Origin of the sequence: Streptomyces sp. NPDC048590 (assembly GCF_043199535.1) — a bacterium.
Lineage (GTDB): Bacteria > Actinomycetota > Actinomycetes > Streptomycetales > Streptomycetaceae > Streptomyces.
The window spans coordinates 795703-809966 of record NZ_JBICWC010000002.1; the positions used below are offsets into that span (position 1 = coordinate 795703).

The following is a 14264-nucleotide window of genomic DNA, read 5'->3' on the forward strand; positions in this document are numbered from 1 at the left end:
CATGGCCCTCACCACACCGTCCCGGGCATCCGCCGCGCGCCCGGACGTCCGCAGCGCGCGCTCGCTCGCGCGCGCCGTCCCCCGCCGGGGACCCGGCCGGCTCGACAGGGCGGGCCCGCTCGCCTACGCGATCCTCGCGGCCGTCACCGCCGCCTCCGTCTTCCCGCTCTACTGGAGTTTCGTCGTCGCCTCGCACGACGACAACTCCGTACTCGCGGGCACGACGCCACCGCTCGTACCCGGCGGTCACCTGATCGAGAACATCCAGCGGGTCTTCGAGCTCTCCGCCTTCTGGCAGGCGCTCGGCAACTCCCTGATCGTCGCCTCGACGACCGCGGTGAGCAACGTGCTCCTGGCCTCCCTGGCCGGGTTCGCCTTCGCCAAGCTCCGCTTCCCCGGCCGCAACGCGCTGCTGGTCTGCGTGGTGGTCACCGTCATGGTGCCCACCCAGCTCGGCATCATCCCGTTGTACATGCTCGTCACCGACATGGGCCTCTACGGCAAGCTCTCCGCCCTGATCGTGCCCGCCCTGGTCTCCGCCGTCGGTGTGTTCTGGATGCGCCAGGCCGTCGAGGAGAACATCCCCGACGAACTGATCGAGGCCGCGCGCATGGACGGGGCCGGACTGCTGCGCACCTACTGGTACGTCGTCGTACCGGGAGTACGGACGACGGCCACGGTCCTGGGGATGTTCACCTTCATGTTCGCCTGGAACGACTACTTCTGGCCCCTCATCGCGCTGCCTCCCGAGAACGGCACCGTGCAGATCGCGCTCAACCAGCTCGCGGCGGGCTACTACACGGACTACACCCTCATGCTGGCCGGTGTCGTCGTCTCCGTGCTGCCCGTCCTGGTCGTGTTCACCGTCCTCGCCCGCCGGATCGTCTCCGGCGTCATGGCCGGCGCGGTCAAGGGCTGAGCGTGCCTTCCACCCGTGCACTCCACCTCAGGGAGAACCGATGACCGCCGTGCCCACCGTCCCCGGCCAGAGCCGCTCCCACCCCTCGGAGCCCGCCGCCCCTTCGGCCGGCACGATCGCCAACCCGGTGCTCCGGGGCTTCCATCCCGACCCTTCGATCCTGCGCGTGGGGGACGACTACTACATCGCCACGTCCACGTTCGAGTGGCTGCCCGGTGTCGCCCTCCACCACTCGCGCGATCTTGTGAACTGGCGCCCGCTCGGAGGGATCCTGCGGGAACAGCGGCTGGTCGACCTCGCCGGACGTCCGGACTCCGGCGGGGTCTGGGCACCCTGCCTCAGCCACACCGACGGCCTGTTCCACCTGGTCTACAGCGATGTCACCAACCTCTCCGGAGCGTTCAAGGACGTCCGCAATCTCGTCATCACCGCACCCTCGCTCGACGGGCCGTGGTCGGATCCCGTGCCGTTCCCCTCCCACGGGTTCGACCCGTCCCTCTTCCACGACGACGGGCCCGAAGGCGACGGCAGAAGCTGGGCGCTGTGGATGGAGTGGGACCACCGGCCGGGGCGCCACCCCTTCGCCGGCATCCTGATGCAGGAGTGGGACCGGGCCGGGGGGCGGGTCACGGGTCCGCTGCACCGCGTCTTCCAGGGCACGGAACTGGCCCACACCGAGGGACCGCACCTGTACCGCAAGGACGGCTGGTACTACCTGCTCACGGCGGAGGGCGGCACGTCCTGGGCTCACGCCGCGACCGTCGCCCGCTCCCGTACCCTCACCGGCCCGTACGAGCCCGACCCCGCGGGGCCACTGCTCACCTCGGCCGGCCGGGACACCTGGGACCTTCAGAAGGCCGGGCACGGCAGTCTCGTACGGACGCGGGACGGCGAGTGGTACCTGGCGCATCTCACGGCCCGTCCCCTCACCCCGCTCGGCCCGTGTGTGCTCGGCCGGGAGACGGCGATCCAGCGTGTCGTGTGGAGCGCCGACGGATGGCCGCGCCTTCATTCCCTTCCCGACGCCGCCTCGCAGGCCCTCCCGAGTCCGCTCCCGCGGACCGAGGTGCCGGGGCCCGCGCTGCCTCCGGCTCCGGTCACCGTGCCCCGTGCCCGCGACCACTTCGACGAGCCGCGGCTCCGCGCCGCCTGGTCCACCCTGCGCCGCCACCCGGATCCGAGCTGGCTGAGCCTCACCGACCGGCCCGGACACCTCAGGCTGAGAGGCGGCCAGTCCCTCGGATCCACCCATGGTCAGAGCATGGTCGCGCGACGGCAGCAGGCAGCGTCCTTCGACTTCTCCGCGCGCGTGGAGGCCGAACCGTCCTCACCCCGGCAGATGGCGGGCATCGTCCACTACTACAACTCCGCCCTCTGGCACTACCTTCACCTCACCTGGGACGAGGAACTGGGCCGCGTCCTGCGCGTCGGGCAGTGCGACCACGGCAGATACACCGAGGAGGTGCCGGCCGTCCAGGTCCCGGTCGGCCCGGTCGAGCTGACGCTCGTGGTGCGAGGGGAGAGCGGACGGTTCGGCTGGCGTCCGGGAGGCACGGCCGAGTGGCGGGAGACCGGACAGGAACTCGACGTCACCCGGCTGTCCGACGAGAGCGCGACCCAGGGTGACCCGGCCTCCGGGCACTACTCGTCCTGGGGCTTCACCGGAGCGTTCGCCGGGCTGTGCGTCCAGGACCTGACCGGCGCGGCTCTTCACGCCGACTTCGCCTGGTCCGAGTACCGCGAGACGCCCGGCCCTCATGAGGGCAGGTGAGAGCGGCCTCGGGGCCGTGGCAGACTCGGCAGTCAGGACCTGACCGGCCCCAGGCGAATCCCTCACTCGAACGGACACCTCGGATGACAGCGCACACACCGGACGCGCCGGGCAGGGTCACCCTGACCATGATCGCCTCCGAGGCCGGGGTCTCCGTCTCGACCGTGTCCAAGGTGCTCAACGGCCGTTCCGACGTGTCCACGGACACCAAGGAGCGGGTCGAGGGAGTCATGGACCAGCTCGGTTACCAGCGCAGGCCCGCCCGGAGGCGCGGCGCGGTCGTCGACCTGGTCCTCAACGAACTGGACAGCCTCTGGTCGGTGGAGATCATCCGGGGCGTCGACGAGGTTCTCCACGGGGCGGGGGCGAGCATGGTCCTCTCCGCCGTCCACGGACGCAGCTCCGACACCCGCGAGTGGATCGACCAGCTCGCCGCCCGCCGGAGCAACGGAGCGATCCTGGTCGTCTCCGACCTCACCCAGCAGCAGCGCAAACGCCTCACCGCGCTCGACGTGCCTTTCGTCCTGCTCGACCCCGTCGGCAACGTGGACGCGCTCGTACCCACGGTCGGCGCCACCAACTGGGCCGGCGCGGTGAGCGCCACCGAACACCTGATCGCGCTCGGGCACACCCGGATCGCTCACCTCGCGGGGCCACGGCAGGTGCTCTGCAGCCGGGCGCGCGCGGACGGGTTCCGGGCGACCATGGAACGCGCGGGGCTGCCGATGCCCGACGGGTGGGTGGTGCACGGCGAGTTCAACGACACCTCCGGCAGGGCCGAGACCGCGCGGCTGCTCGACGGGCTCGGCGCCTCGGGCGAGGAACCCCCCACCGCGGTGTTCGCGGCCAGTGACCTCCAGGCGCTCGGCGCCTTCGAAGCCCTGCGGGACCGGGGCTACTCCATCCCCACGGACATCAGCGTCGTCGGATTCGACGACCTCCCGGTCGCGCGGTGGACCCATCCTCCTCTGACCACCGTCAGGCAGCCCCTGTTCGACATGGCCACGGTGGCGGCCAACGCGCTCCTGCGGATCATCGACGGCGAGCCCGCGGACCAGCTCCGGCTGGAACTGGCGACCCAGCTGGTGGTGCGGGGGAGTACGGCGCCCCCGCGGGCGACCGACGGCCCCGGTTCACGCGTGGACACCTGACCGGGGCGCTCCTCTCGCCTACGAGGTCCGCGACGACAGGTGCCGCCGCCCCGATGCGGCGGCACCGCCCGGGAGTTGCTCCATCCGTAGCGGCCACCGCACCGAGTGGTTGACATGTTCAGGATAAAACACGATCCTGTTACGACACTCTTCCATCGATGTAAAAGTCGGCGTCGGTATGGCGGCGGCCAACCCGGGAACGAGGCCATGAGAATTTCTCGCTGTCTGTACGGCGCCGCGGCCCTGCTCTTGTCAGGCGTTCTGCTCGTCCTGATGTCCCTGCCCTCCGCCGAGTCCGCCCGAGCCGAACAGACCGGCCTCAGAGCGGCGGACCCCAGCGTGGTGCGGGTCGGGAGCACCTACATCTCCGTACAGTCGACCGGCGGTGGCATCGCCGTGCGGCAGGCGTCGTCGACCGCTGCCCTCGCCTCGGCCGCGGCGCGGCAGATCTGGTCCGACACCCGGGGGCTCGGCGAGGTCTGGGCCCCCGAGATCGTCGTCGACGGCGGCCGCTACTACGTCTACTTCTCCGCGGGCCGGGGCACCGCCCACCGGATGTACGCGATCAGTTCGGCGTCCCCCGACACCGGATACACCGCCGAGACGAAGCTGGCGCTGCCCGACGACAAGTGGGCCATCGACGGTGCGCTGTTCACATTCAACGGGCAGCGCTGGTTCGTCTGGTCCGGCTGGGCGGGCGACACCAACGTCGAACAGAACCTCTACATAGCCCGCATGAGCAGCCCGACCACTCCGACCGGCGCGCGATACGTCATCTCGCAGCCCCGGGAAAGCTGGGAACGCGTCGTCGGCAACCCCTTCATCAACGAGGGGCCCGAGCCGATCAAGGACCCGAACGGCCAGTTGCACATCGTCTACTCGGCCAACGGCAGCTGGAGCGACCAGTACTGTCTCGCGGACCTCAGGCTGCGTGCGGGCGGGGACCCGACGTATGTATGGGACTGGTACAAGTCCAACGGCTGCCTGTTCGGCTCCAACCGCGCGACGATGATGTCCGGCTGGGACCCGACGCTGTACGTCAACGGGCCGGGTCACCACAGCTTCGTGCTGCTCAACGGTGACATCGCCACCAGCCCACCCGCCGGTCCGAAGTTCCCCTCCATGTTCCACGCGGTGCCCAAGGGGACTCCGTACGCCTGGGAGAACCGGTACTGGTACACCGGCACGTTCGCCTGGTGGGGCAACACCACCTACAGCCGCGCCAATGTGCCGGGGCCGACCAGTGACACCGGCTGGAGCCTGAAGTTCTTCGAGTGACCGTGGAACCGACCCCTGACCCGGGAGCCGTGGGGCTGCGCCCGCCACCGCGGCGTCCCACGGCCCCCGGGTCGGCGGCGGGACCGGCCTGCGCTCAGGCACCCGCCTCCCGCGCCACCTCTTCCAGCCGTCGCCGGTGCTCCTCCCACGCCTTCCGGTCCTGCGGAGGCATGGCGTCCGTGCTCCGCGTGCACCCCACGGCGCCGTCGATCAGCTCACGCACGATGTCCGCCTGGCCCGCGTGCCGCTGGGTGTCGGAGATGACGCGTATCAGCGCATGATGCAACGTCACCTCCCGGCGCTCCTCGGGCCACCAGGGGACATGGCCGACGGCTTCGAGGGGGAACGCCTCGATCGTCGCGCCTGAGTGTGCCCACGCCGCCCGGTACAGCTCGACGACCTCCTCGCGTGACTCGTCGGCGGAGGCCCACATGTCCGCGTTGGGATCCGGATCCCGGGTCCACCACCAGGACGGTGGCTGCCCGGTGAAGAAGGGCCGGCCGAACGTGTCGCCGAAGTACCCCAGCTCCACGCCCGCGACATGCTTGACCAGCCCCAGCAGATTGGTGCCGGTGGGCGTCAGCGGCCGGCGCACGTCGTACTCGGGGAGCCCTTCGAGCTTCCAGAGCAACGCGTCGCGGCCCTCCTGCAGATACCTGAGGAGCTCCGCCTTCGGATTCGCTTCGATCATGCCGGAAGTCTCGCACCCGCCACTGACAACCGGACCCCACCCGGAGCCGGAGGGCGTCCTCCGGGCGGGAGGACGCCGGTCGGTGGGGGCGGTCGTTCCTACGACTCCAGCATGCCCGTACGGAGCTTCCCGAGCGTCTTGGTGAGGAGGCGGGAGACGTGCATCTGCGAGACGCCGAGCTCGAGCCCGATCTGCGCCTGCGTCATCTCCTGGCCGAAACGCATCTCGATGATGCGGCGCTCGCGGTCGTCGAGCTGCTCCACGAGCGGGGCCAGGGCGTGCAGGTTCTCCACGGTCTCCATGGCGGCGTCGGGCTCACCCAGGATGTCGGCGAAGGTGCGGGCCGAGGATCCCGTGGCCTCGCCGGCGGAGGTCGGAAGGTCCAGGGAGCCGGCGGTGTAGCCGTTCGACGCGATGATGCCCTCGATGACCTCGTCCTCGCTGAGCCCCATGTGCTCCGCGAGCTCCTTCGCGGTCGGATCGCGGTCCAGCACGGTGGCCAGCTCGTCCTTGGCCTTGGCCAGGTCCACGCGCAACTCCTGCAGTCGCCGGGGAACGTGGACCGCCCAGGTGGTGTCGCGGAAGAAGCGCTTGATCTCACCCACGATGTACGGAACGGCGAAGGTGGCGAACTCGACCTCCCTGGAGAGTTCGAACCTGTCGATCGCCTTGATGAGGCCGATGGTCCCGACCTGGGTGATGTCCTCCATGTCGCCGCTGCCCCGGTTGCGGAAGCGGCGTGCGGCGAACCGTACGAGGGAGATGTTCATCTCGATGAGGGTGTTGCGCGCGTACTGGTACTCGTGCGTGCCCTCTTCCAGGACCTGCAGCTTCTCGAAGAACAGGGCCGACAGGGCACGGGCGTCCTTCGGTGACACCTTGCCCGTGTCCTCGATCCAGGGCAGCTCACCGACATGCTCCGGTGCGGCCTCCACGGTCGACGTCCCGTCAGCCGGTATGGTCCCGACAGTCTCTTCAGTGATCATTCTCGTTCCCACCCTTGCTCGCACGAGCGCTTCCTGACGAGCCCCTTCCCGGCGCCGGGATCCCCATGCGTCACCTTCCCCAATTTTCTTGCTGCGTGGAAACAGTTGTCCCTGGACATCGTAAGATGAGCAGCCCCGGCCGGCGGCGCGACCTGGCGTGCTACGCATCGGACCGGGCTCAGGCCCCGTACGCTGGAGGCCGACGACCAGGCGCCCTCGGATGGTCCGGGTTTCGGCGCAGCACGATGAGAAACAGGATCACGTGGACAGATTCGTTGCCGTCGAGCGGGAACTGCGCAAGGCCGCACCCCATCTGCTTCTCGACGTCGCCACGGCGGCCCTGCGCGAGCGGTACGACGTCGAGGGCGTCGAACTGAGGCTGGCCGACTACGGCATGACCACGCTCCAGGTCGTGTCCGAGGCGCCGCTCGCCGAGCCGGTGCCCGTTCATGACAGCCCGCAGGGGCGGGCCTTCGGCGCCCAGGAGCCCTATGTGGAACCTCTCGCCGAGACGGGCCCGGCCACTGTTCATCTGCCGGTGTCGGTCCGGGGCGACCGCATGGGGGTGCTCAGTGTCACCGCTCCGCGTGCTTCCTGCTCCCCCGACGAGCTCGCGGGCATGCAGCAGATCTGTGAGGCTCTCGGCCACGAGATCCTCGTCGCCGAGCGGGACACGGACCTCTACCTCCTGGCGCGTCGTGCCACACGGCTGACCCTTGCGGCGGAGATGCAGTGGCAACTGCTGCCCGGACGCTCCGTCACCCGCCCCGAGTTCTCGATGGGTGCTCATCTCGAGCCCGCGTACGCGATCTTCGGTGACAACTTCGACTGGTCGGTCTCCGCCCATCACCTCACGCTCACCGTGACCAACGGCATGGGCAAGGGCATGGAGGCGGCTCTGCTCACCAACCTGGTGGTCAACTCGCTGCGCAACGCGCGGCGGGCGGGACTCGACCTCGCCGGACAGGCCAGCCTGGCCGATCAGGCCGTGTACGCCCAGCACCGCGGGGCGCTGTACGCGTCCGTCCTGCTGCTGCGCTTCGACCTGGCCACGGGCGAGGTCGAAGCGGTCGACGCCGGATCCCCCCGTATGTGGCGGCTGCGAGGGCGTGGCGTCGAGTCGTTCGATTTCGACGCCCAGCTTCCGCTCGGGATGTTCGAGGAGACGGAGTACGTCACCGAGCGCCTGGTCGTCGAGCCGGGCGACCGGCTGCTCATCGGGAGCGACGGTGTCTACGACGGTGCTTCGAAGGCGGGTGAACGCTACGGGGAACGTGCCCTGGCGCGCTCGCTCTCCGCGCACCGTCTGCTCCCGTCCGAGCAGGTGCCGCTGGCGGTCCTGCGCGATCTGCGCGACTACCGGTCCTCCGTGCCGCTCGACGACGACGCCCTCGTGGTCTGCCTGGACTGGTTCGGCCGGGGTTCCTCCGCAGGCGACGTGTCCGTGTGAGCTGTACCGGTCGGCCGACTCCTATCCGGTCGACCGCAACGGTCTCGCCCCGTCGTCGTCCTGCGCCGCGGCCGCGTTCCGGAAGGCCCGCAACCCTTCGAGCAACGCGCGCCGCGCCTTGGCCGGCATGGCGTCGATCGTGGACATCAGCACCGCTTCCCTGCGCAGGCGCAGATCGACGAGATAGGCCTTGCCGTGACTGGTCAGCCGGAGCTCGAGCTCACGGCGGCTCACCGGGCTGGGCGTGCGCTCCACCAGCCCGGTCGCCTGCAGTCGGTCGCACAGTCTGCTGACCGAGGGCGGCGCCGACCCCAACGCCTCGGCCAGCATGCGCAGGTTGATGCCCTCGTCGCGGTCCAGCGTGTAGAGCACGCGGAGCTGGGAGGGGGAGACCGGGCCCGTGGGGACGGCTTCGCGGCCCTGTTCCCAGAGGACTTCGAGGAGTTCGACGAACTCGGAACCCTCGCGGGCCGCCTCCCGGGACCGATGGTCGGGTTCGGGGCTCAGGCCCATGGTGATGACACTCCGATCCGGCATCGCTTCACTCGTCCGTCCCGTCACCGGACCGAGGAACGAGCCGGGCATCCGATGCGCTCGTATGGAAGACCAGGACAACGAATCTCGGGACATGTCCGTGGCCCCGGACATCCTACCCCGGTCGGCAGCAGCCTCCGAGGCTGTGAACGTCCTTCATCTGTTTCCTCATGGCAATAGTTGCCATGAGGTACGGTTTCGCAGCGACAACCGATGCGTGATCTTCCAGCAGTCACCGCCGATCCGCCACGACGGCGACCGCCCACCGGCCTGGAGTACTGACAACCATGACGCACAACCCGCCCCTCGTCCTCACCGTCCGGCATCCGGCGGACTCGATCGCCGTTCTCGAGGTGACCGGCGAGATCGATGTGGACAGCGCGCCTGCCCTGAGGTCCAGAGCCATGGAGCTGATCCGGCAGGGCGAACCGCATCTCGTCCTCGACCTGGCACCGGTCGAATTCTGTGACTCCTCCGGCCTCAACACCATGATCGGCATCCTGCGGTACGCGAAGGACCGCCACGGCTCCCTGTCCCTGGCCGGAGCACCCCCGCACCTCGCGAGGCTGCTGGACATCACGGGAGTCGGTCACCTGATCCCCACCTATCCCACCGCTGCCGAGGCCCTGGCCCGGATCGTCGTACCCGAAGGAGCGCCGGCGGAGACGGAGCGTCCCTGAAGGCCGGTCGGCGACCGCGTCCGTGGGTCCGCGGAGGCATCTCCGGTCAGGTGCCGCTCCGCGCCCTCCCACTGCCGAGCGTCCACGCCTCGACGTCGCGGTAGTGGATCGGGCCGGGGCTCCGGCCGGCGTTGCTACCCACCAGGTGCAGGCACTCCGCCGCCCAGGGCAGCCCGCTGAACCCGGCGATCCCCTCGGCGATCTCGGCCACCGACGAGCGGTCGCCCCGGCGGGCGCGGGCCAGTGTCAGATGCGGGCGCAGCGGCCGTCCCTCGAACGCGATGCCGCAGTCCCTGACGGCGCCGCGCACGTCGTCCGCGATCGCGTGGAGAGCGTCGAGGTCCCCGTCGACGCCGCTCCAGAGCACCCGGTCGTCGAAGGCCCCGCCGCCGCGCAGGCTCAGCAGGGGTGGCCGGTGTGCCGCCGCCAGGCCGGCCAGTGGTGGGATCAGCAGAGGCACGGTCGTGGCGGGGAGCTCTCCGAGGAAGGCCAGCGTGATGTGCCAGTCCTCGATACGGTTCCACCGCATCCGCGGGTGACTCGCGTAGGCGGGAAGCAGAGCGTCTTCGAGCTCCCCCTTCGCCTCGTCCGGAGGGGCGAGGGCGATGAAGACGCGTACGGTCGCGGGCCGGTTCTGTTCCTCCACACCTGACTTCGTACCATCCGGGTGGCGGCGGCCACCGATCGGGTCCGGATCCGGCGGTGCGGATGGACACCCGGGTCTCGTGACGGATTGCGTGAGAGCGCGCGCCCCGTCGTGGGGGAAGCGCTCACGACGAGGAGACGGGAAACCAAGATGCCGGAACAGCAGCCTCCGCAGCGGCCGAGGACCGAGCTCGACGCACGCTACAGCTCCGCGCTCCAGCCCCGTCCCGGTGCCGCGGACGTCACCGCGACCGAGTGGGCCGACGCCCAGCGGCAGCTGGAGACCGCCGAGATCTTCTGGGCCTCCACCGTGCGGCCCGACGGTCGGCTGCACGTCACCCCGGTGATCGCGGCGTGGGACCGCGGAGTGGTGTACTTCTCCACGGGTCCCGAGGAGCAGAAGGCGAAGAACCTGGCTCACGACGGACACTGCGCCCTGACCACGGGAAGGAACTCCCTCGGCGAGGGCCTCGACCTCGTGGTCGAGGGGATCGCGGAACGGGTCTCCGGTCCGGCGGAGCTGGAGCGGGTGATCGCGGTCCACGAGGCGAAGTACGGGGAGCACATCACCTCAACCGAAGGGACCTTCCACGGCATCGGTGACTCCTTCCGTTCGGGGAGCGCGATCGTGTTCGCACTGGCCCCCGCGACGGCGTACGGCTTCGGAAGGCAGGACGGCGTCTACACCCACACCCGGTGGACCTTCTGAACAGGGTGTTTCCGGGCGGGGAGGCGGCGCGGCCCGAGACGTTCCGGGCAGGACGTCCCGGGAGCGGCCGTTCCCCCGGGGTTCACGTCGTCCTCACGTCCGGTCCCTCCGCGGGCCGGATTCGCCGGTTTGGCTTCGCCGTGTCCAGCTACACGCAACAGACGAGGCACACATGTCCCTGAGGCACGCAGTCGCCGGCCTGGCCCTGCTACCCGCGCTCGCGGTTCCCGCGTCGGCGCAGGCGGCCACCGTTTCCCACGAGCACCGGCCGGTCCACCGGGCGGCGTTCGATCTCCAGGCCCACCGCGGAGGCCTCGGTCTCACCACGGAGTCCTCCCTCGAGGGCTTCGGCAAGGCGTTGCGCCTGGGTGTCAGCACACTGGAGCTGGACACCCAGATCACCGAGGACCGCAAGGTGGTCGTCAACCACGACCGGCAGATCAGCGCGCAGAAGTGCGCGGACACCGGTCCGCTCACCGCCGGGGACCCGATGTACCCGTACGTCGGCAAGTACATCAAGGACCTGACCCTCAAGCAGATCAAGACGCTGGACTGCGGCTTCCAGCAGCTCCCCGGCTATCCGGAGCAGGAGCGGGCAGCCGGCTTCCGCATGGTCGAGCTCAAGGACGTCCTGGGCCTGGTGAAGAGCTACGGAGCCAGAAACGTCAAGCTCAACATCGAGACCAAGGTGGAAGCCGGAGCGCCTGAGCAGACCGCGCCGCGCGAGCTGTTCGTCCGCCGCGTCTTCGAGGAGATCCACCGGTCGGGGATCGAGCGGCAGGTCTCCATCCAGTCGTTCGACTGGGGAGCCCTGAGGGAGATGCACCGGCTCGCCCCCTCCTATCCGCTGGTGGCCCTCACCAACTACGACTTCCTCCAGGTGGGCGAGCCCGGCGCCTCACCCTGGCTCGGCGGCATCGACGCCGACGACTACGACGGAGACTTCGTCCGGGCCGCCGCAGCCGTCCCCGGTGTCACCGCACTGTCGCCGAACTACGGTTTCCCCCAGAACGGAACGGTCGCGGATCCCGGCTTCCGGTTCTACCCCGACAGGAAGATGATCCGCGACGCCCACCGGCGCGGACTCGCCGTCATTCCCTGGACGTGCGACGACCCCGCCACCATCGAGGCGCTCATGGACATGGGCATCGACGGGATCATCACCGACTACCCCGACCGCGTGCGCGAGATCATGGCCGCCAGGGGCCTGCCCCTGCCGCAGTCGTACCGCGCCCCGCGCCACCGAGAAGCGTGAGCACCCCCGGACGGACCCGGGCCCGCGTCGTGCCGGGTCCGTCCGGTGAGGTCACGCGCTCCCGGCCGCCGCGTCGTCGACGGCGAACCCCAGGCGGCCGGCCACCGTCGTGAGGGCCTTGCCCAGAGGCAGGGAGATCCGCACGAGGGCGTGACGGTCGCCCCGCGTCGGGTCGCGGTTCACGATCAGCACCGGTGTACCGGCCTGGTCCGCCTGCCGGACGAACCGGAGCCCTGACATCACCGTGAGCGAGGAGCCGAGGACGACCAGCGTCCGCGCCTCGCGGACCAGGTGCCGGCAGTGCTCGACCCGCTGAGGGGGGACGGCCTCACCGAAGAACACGACATCGGGCTTGAGGACACCGCCACAGACCGCGCACGGCACCACGCGGAAGTCCCCGACCTGCTCGTCCGTGAGGTCGGCGTCACCGTCGGGGTTGATGGAGGCGGCCACCGGTCCGAAGCCCGGATTGGCCTCCTCCAGCCGGACGGCCAGTTCACGACGCGCGCTGAACGCGCCGCAGGACAGGCAGACCACGCGGTCGAGGCTCCCGTGCAACTCCACGACGTCCGCGCTTCCGGCGGCCTGGTGCAGCCCGTCCACGTTCTGGGTGATCACACCCGAGAGCAGCCCCTCCCGCTGGAACGCCGACACCGCCAGATGCCCCGCGTTCGGCCGCGCCCGGCCGAAGGTGCGCCAGCCCAGATGGCTGCGCGCCCAGTACCGGCGCCGCGCCCGGACGCCGCCGGTGAAGTCCTGGTACGTCATCGGCGTGTGCCGGCTGAGGCTGCCGCCCTCGCCGCGGTAGTCGGGGATGCCCGACTCGGTGGACATGCCCGCCCCGCTGAGCACCAGCACGCCTCCGGAACCCAGCGCGTCGGCGAGCGGCCCGAGATCCGTGGTCCCCGGCGAAGGGTCCCCGGTGGGCGTCCAGCTCAGAGTGGGGCGCATACGCATGACACCAGAGTACGGAACACACACCCCGTCCAGATCGTCCCGTTCGGATCCGCCGGGTTCGCCGTCGTCCTGATCCGGCCGGCGCGGGGAGAGGCGGCCCGGGCGTAACGAGGCTCAGCGGGCCACCAGGCGGGCCGCGTCCCGGCCGAACACGGCCCGTCCGGCCAGGATCCGCTCCTCCCGCACCGGACCGGGGCCGACCAGCCGGTCCAGCGAGCGCAGCAACGCCGGCCCGTCGGCGGCGTACTCGGTGAGGTCCGCGGCAGCCATCGCGAGCACTCCCTCTGCGCCGTGCCCGGGGATCGGCCGGTAGCCGACGACCGGCACCCCGGCGGCCAGCGCCTGCACGGCGGTCTGTCCGGCGGCGTTGTCCACCAGGGCCGCCGATGCCGCCATCAGCGAGGGCAGATCATGGACCCAGCCCAGCGCCAGGACGCCGGGAAGCCTGGCGGCACGGGCACGCAGCTTCTCGTCCCTGCCGCACAGCAGCACCGGAAGATGTCCGGCGCGGGCGAGCATGAGCGCCGTCGAGGTCAGCCCCCGCCCCACACCCCAGGCACCCGCCGACAGCAGGACCGCGGGGCGGCCGGCGCCTCTCAGCGCCAGTTCTCCGGCCCACCGGGAGTCCGTACCCTGCCCTCCGGCCGGTGCGGGAACGGTGAACCGGACGGGTACGACGGGGCCGCACACCTTCGCAGGGCACCCGGTCGCGGCCCGGACGTGCGACGCGGCGGTGCCCGTCACGCAGAGGTACAGGTCGTTGCCCGGATGGAGCCACTGCCGGTGCACGGCGAAGTCGGTGACCACGACCGTGCTGGGCGGACCCCCGGAACCCATGGCCGACCGCAGACGTCCCGTGACCTGCGCACCCTGGTGGAAGGTGGTGATGATCGCGTCAGGACGCCGCTGTTCCACGACCCGGCGCAGCCGGGGTTCGAGGCAGGCGGCCAGGGGACCGGTGTCCGGTGCCCGGACCCGAAGGCCGCAGACGGGGCCGCGGTCGCGGAAGAACGCCGAGTAGACCGCCTCGTAGGCCCATGGGAAGTGCCGGAGCGCGGTCCGGTACCCGGCGCGCAGGCCGTGGCCGGCACCGGCGGGCAGGAGATCGAGCAGGTCCATGTGCGCGGTCCGGTGCCCGTCCGCCCTCAGCCGTCGGCCCAGCTCCGCGGCGACCGCGTCGTGACCGGCACCCATACTCGCGCTGACCACCAGAAACCTGCTCACTTCAGCATGTTCCG

14 protein-coding genes are annotated in these 14264 nt (G+C 70.5%); 8 read left to right on the forward strand and 6 right to left on the reverse strand.

Annotation, left to right across the window (positions count from 1 at the left end; translation table 11 throughout):
* Nucleotide 1 precedes the first annotated feature (1 nt).
* From ACGFNN_RS07840 to ACGFNN_RS07855, 4 genes are all read left to right on the forward strand, one after another.
* Nucleotides 2-919, forward strand: a complete 918-nt coding sequence (locus ACGFNN_RS07840) for a carbohydrate ABC transporter permease (RefSeq protein WP_393553890.1) — start codon at nucleotides 2-4, stop codon at nucleotides 917-919.
* 40 nt (nucleotides 920-959) lie between these two features.
* Entirely contained in the window at nucleotides 960-2690 is a 1731-nt protein-coding gene (locus ACGFNN_RS07845; RefSeq protein WP_393553892.1) for a glycoside hydrolase family 43 protein, read from the forward strand.
* A gap of 83 nt (nucleotides 2691-2773) precedes the next feature.
* Nucleotides 2774-3841: a LacI family DNA-binding transcriptional regulator gene (locus ACGFNN_RS07850; protein ID WP_393553894.1), complete on the forward strand. Its 1068-nt coding sequence runs from the start codon at nucleotides 2774-2776 to the stop codon at nucleotides 3839-3841.
* Nucleotides 3842-4048: 207 nt separating this feature from the next.
* Nucleotides 4049-5119 carry a glycoside hydrolase family 43 protein gene (locus ACGFNN_RS07855; protein ID WP_393553896.1) on the forward strand — a complete coding sequence of 357 codons (1071 nt, stop codon included), beginning with the start codon at nucleotides 4049-4051 and terminating at the stop codon, nucleotides 5117-5119.
* Between the two features lie 94 nt (nucleotides 5120-5213).
* Here the strand turns inward: ACGFNN_RS07855 and ACGFNN_RS07860 are convergent, their stop codons facing one another.
* On the reverse strand, nucleotides 5214-5810 hold the full coding sequence (locus ACGFNN_RS07860; protein WP_393553898.1) for a DinB family protein: 597 nt from the start codon (nucleotides 5808-5810) through the stop codon (nucleotides 5214-5216).
* A gap of 98 nt (nucleotides 5811-5908) precedes the next feature.
* Nucleotides 5909-6796, reverse strand: a complete 888-nt coding sequence (locus ACGFNN_RS07865; protein ID WP_393553900.1) for a SigB/SigF/SigG family RNA polymerase sigma factor — start codon at nucleotides 6794-6796, stop codon at nucleotides 5909-5911.
* A 262-nt stretch (nucleotides 6797-7058) separates the two neighbouring features.
* Between ACGFNN_RS07865 and ACGFNN_RS07870 the strand changes: the two genes are divergently transcribed.
* Nucleotides 7059-8246, forward strand: coding sequence for a PP2C family protein-serine/threonine phosphatase (locus ACGFNN_RS07870; protein ID WP_393553902.1), 1188 nt, complete (start codon nucleotides 7059-7061; stop codon nucleotides 8244-8246).
* Nucleotides 8247-8267: 21 nt separating this feature from the next.
* Here ACGFNN_RS07870 and ACGFNN_RS07875 read toward each other — a convergent pair whose 3' ends face one another.
* A complete protein-coding gene (locus tag ACGFNN_RS07875) occupies nucleotides 8268-8759 on the reverse strand; it encodes a MarR family transcriptional regulator (RefSeq protein ID WP_365519967.1) in 492 nt (163 codons plus the stop codon).
* A gap of 308 nt (nucleotides 8760-9067) precedes the next feature.
* Here ACGFNN_RS07875 and ACGFNN_RS07880 point away from each other — a divergent pair, with 308 nt between their 5' ends.
* Nucleotides 9068-9460, forward strand: a complete 393-nt coding sequence (locus ACGFNN_RS07880; RefSeq protein ID WP_393553904.1) for an STAS domain-containing protein — start codon at nucleotides 9068-9070, stop codon at nucleotides 9458-9460.
* Nucleotides 9461-9506: 46 nt separating this feature from the next.
* Here the strand turns inward: ACGFNN_RS07880 and thpR are convergent, their stop codons facing one another.
* Nucleotides 9507-10106 (reverse strand): RNA 2',3'-cyclic phosphodiesterase, encoded by a 600-nt coding sequence (gene thpR / locus ACGFNN_RS07885; RefSeq protein ID WP_393553906.1) that lies wholly within the window; start codon nucleotides 10104-10106, stop codon nucleotides 9507-9509.
* A 150-nt stretch (nucleotides 10107-10256) separates the two neighbouring features.
* Here thpR and ACGFNN_RS07890 point away from each other — a divergent pair, with 150 nt between their 5' ends.
* Both ACGFNN_RS07890 and ACGFNN_RS07895 read left to right on the forward strand, forming a co-directional pair.
* A complete protein-coding gene (locus ACGFNN_RS07890; RefSeq protein WP_393553908.1) occupies nucleotides 10257-10814 on the forward strand; it encodes a pyridoxamine 5'-phosphate oxidase family protein in 558 nt (185 codons plus the stop codon).
* A gap of 172 nt (nucleotides 10815-10986) precedes the next feature.
* Nucleotides 10987-12069: a glycerophosphodiester phosphodiesterase family protein gene (locus ACGFNN_RS07895; protein ID WP_393553910.1), complete on the forward strand. Its 1083-nt coding sequence runs from the start codon at nucleotides 10987-10989 to the stop codon at nucleotides 12067-12069.
* A gap of 51 nt (nucleotides 12070-12120) precedes the next feature.
* Here ACGFNN_RS07895 and ACGFNN_RS07900 read toward each other — a convergent pair whose 3' ends face one another.
* Together ACGFNN_RS07900 and ACGFNN_RS07905 are read right to left on the reverse strand one after the other, a co-directional pair.
* Entirely contained in the window at nucleotides 12121-13026 is a 906-nt protein-coding gene (locus ACGFNN_RS07900) for an NAD-dependent protein deacetylase (RefSeq protein WP_393553912.1), read from the reverse strand.
* Nucleotides 13027-13140: 114 nt separating this feature from the next.
* Complete coding sequence (locus tag ACGFNN_RS07905; protein WP_393553914.1) at nucleotides 13141-14250, reverse strand: galactosyldiacylglycerol synthase; 1110 nt, start codon at nucleotides 14248-14250, stop codon at nucleotides 13141-13143.
* Nucleotides 14251-14264 lie beyond the last annotated feature (14 nt).

What these genes read in the sequence shown, in the direction of transcription:
- ACGFNN_RS07840 (WP_393553890.1), top strand. Translation starts at nt 2, where the DNA reads ATGGCCCTCACCACACCGTCCCGGGCATCCGCCGCGCGCCCGGACGTC.
- ACGFNN_RS07845 (WP_393553892.1), top strand. Translation starts at nt 960, where the DNA reads ATGACCGCCGTGCCCACCGTCCCCGGCCAGAGCCGCTCCCACCCCTCG.
- ACGFNN_RS07850 (WP_393553894.1), top strand. Translation starts at nt 2,774, where the DNA reads ATGACAGCGCACACACCGGACGCGCCGGGCAGGGTCACCCTGACCATG.
- ACGFNN_RS07855 (WP_393553896.1), top strand. Translation starts at nt 4,049, where the DNA reads ATGAGAATTTCTCGCTGTCTGTACGGCGCCGCGGCCCTGCTCTTGTCA.
- ACGFNN_RS07860 (WP_393553898.1), bottom strand. Translation starts at nt 5,810, where the DNA reads ATGATCGAAGCGAATCCGAAGGCGGAGCTCCTCAGGTATCTGCAGGAG.
- ACGFNN_RS07865 (WP_393553900.1), bottom strand. Translation starts at nt 6,796, where the DNA reads ATGATCACTGAAGAGACTGTCGGGACCATACCGGCTGACGGGACGTCG.
- ACGFNN_RS07875 (WP_365519967.1), bottom strand. Translation starts at nt 8,759, where the DNA reads ATGGGCCTGAGCCCCGAACCCGACCATCGGTCCCGGGAGGCGGCCCGC.
- ACGFNN_RS07880 (WP_393553904.1), top strand. Translation starts at nt 9,068, where the DNA reads ATGACGCACAACCCGCCCCTCGTCCTCACCGTCCGGCATCCGGCGGAC.
- ACGFNN_RS07890 (WP_393553908.1), top strand. Translation starts at nt 10,257, where the DNA reads ATGCCGGAACAGCAGCCTCCGCAGCGGCCGAGGACCGAGCTCGACGCA.
- ACGFNN_RS07895 (WP_393553910.1), top strand. Translation starts at nt 10,987, where the DNA reads ATGTCCCTGAGGCACGCAGTCGCCGGCCTGGCCCTGCTACCCGCGCTC.
- ACGFNN_RS07900 (WP_393553912.1), bottom strand. Translation starts at nt 13,026, where the DNA reads ATGCGTATGCGCCCCACTCTGAGCTGGACGCCCACCGGGGACCCTTCG.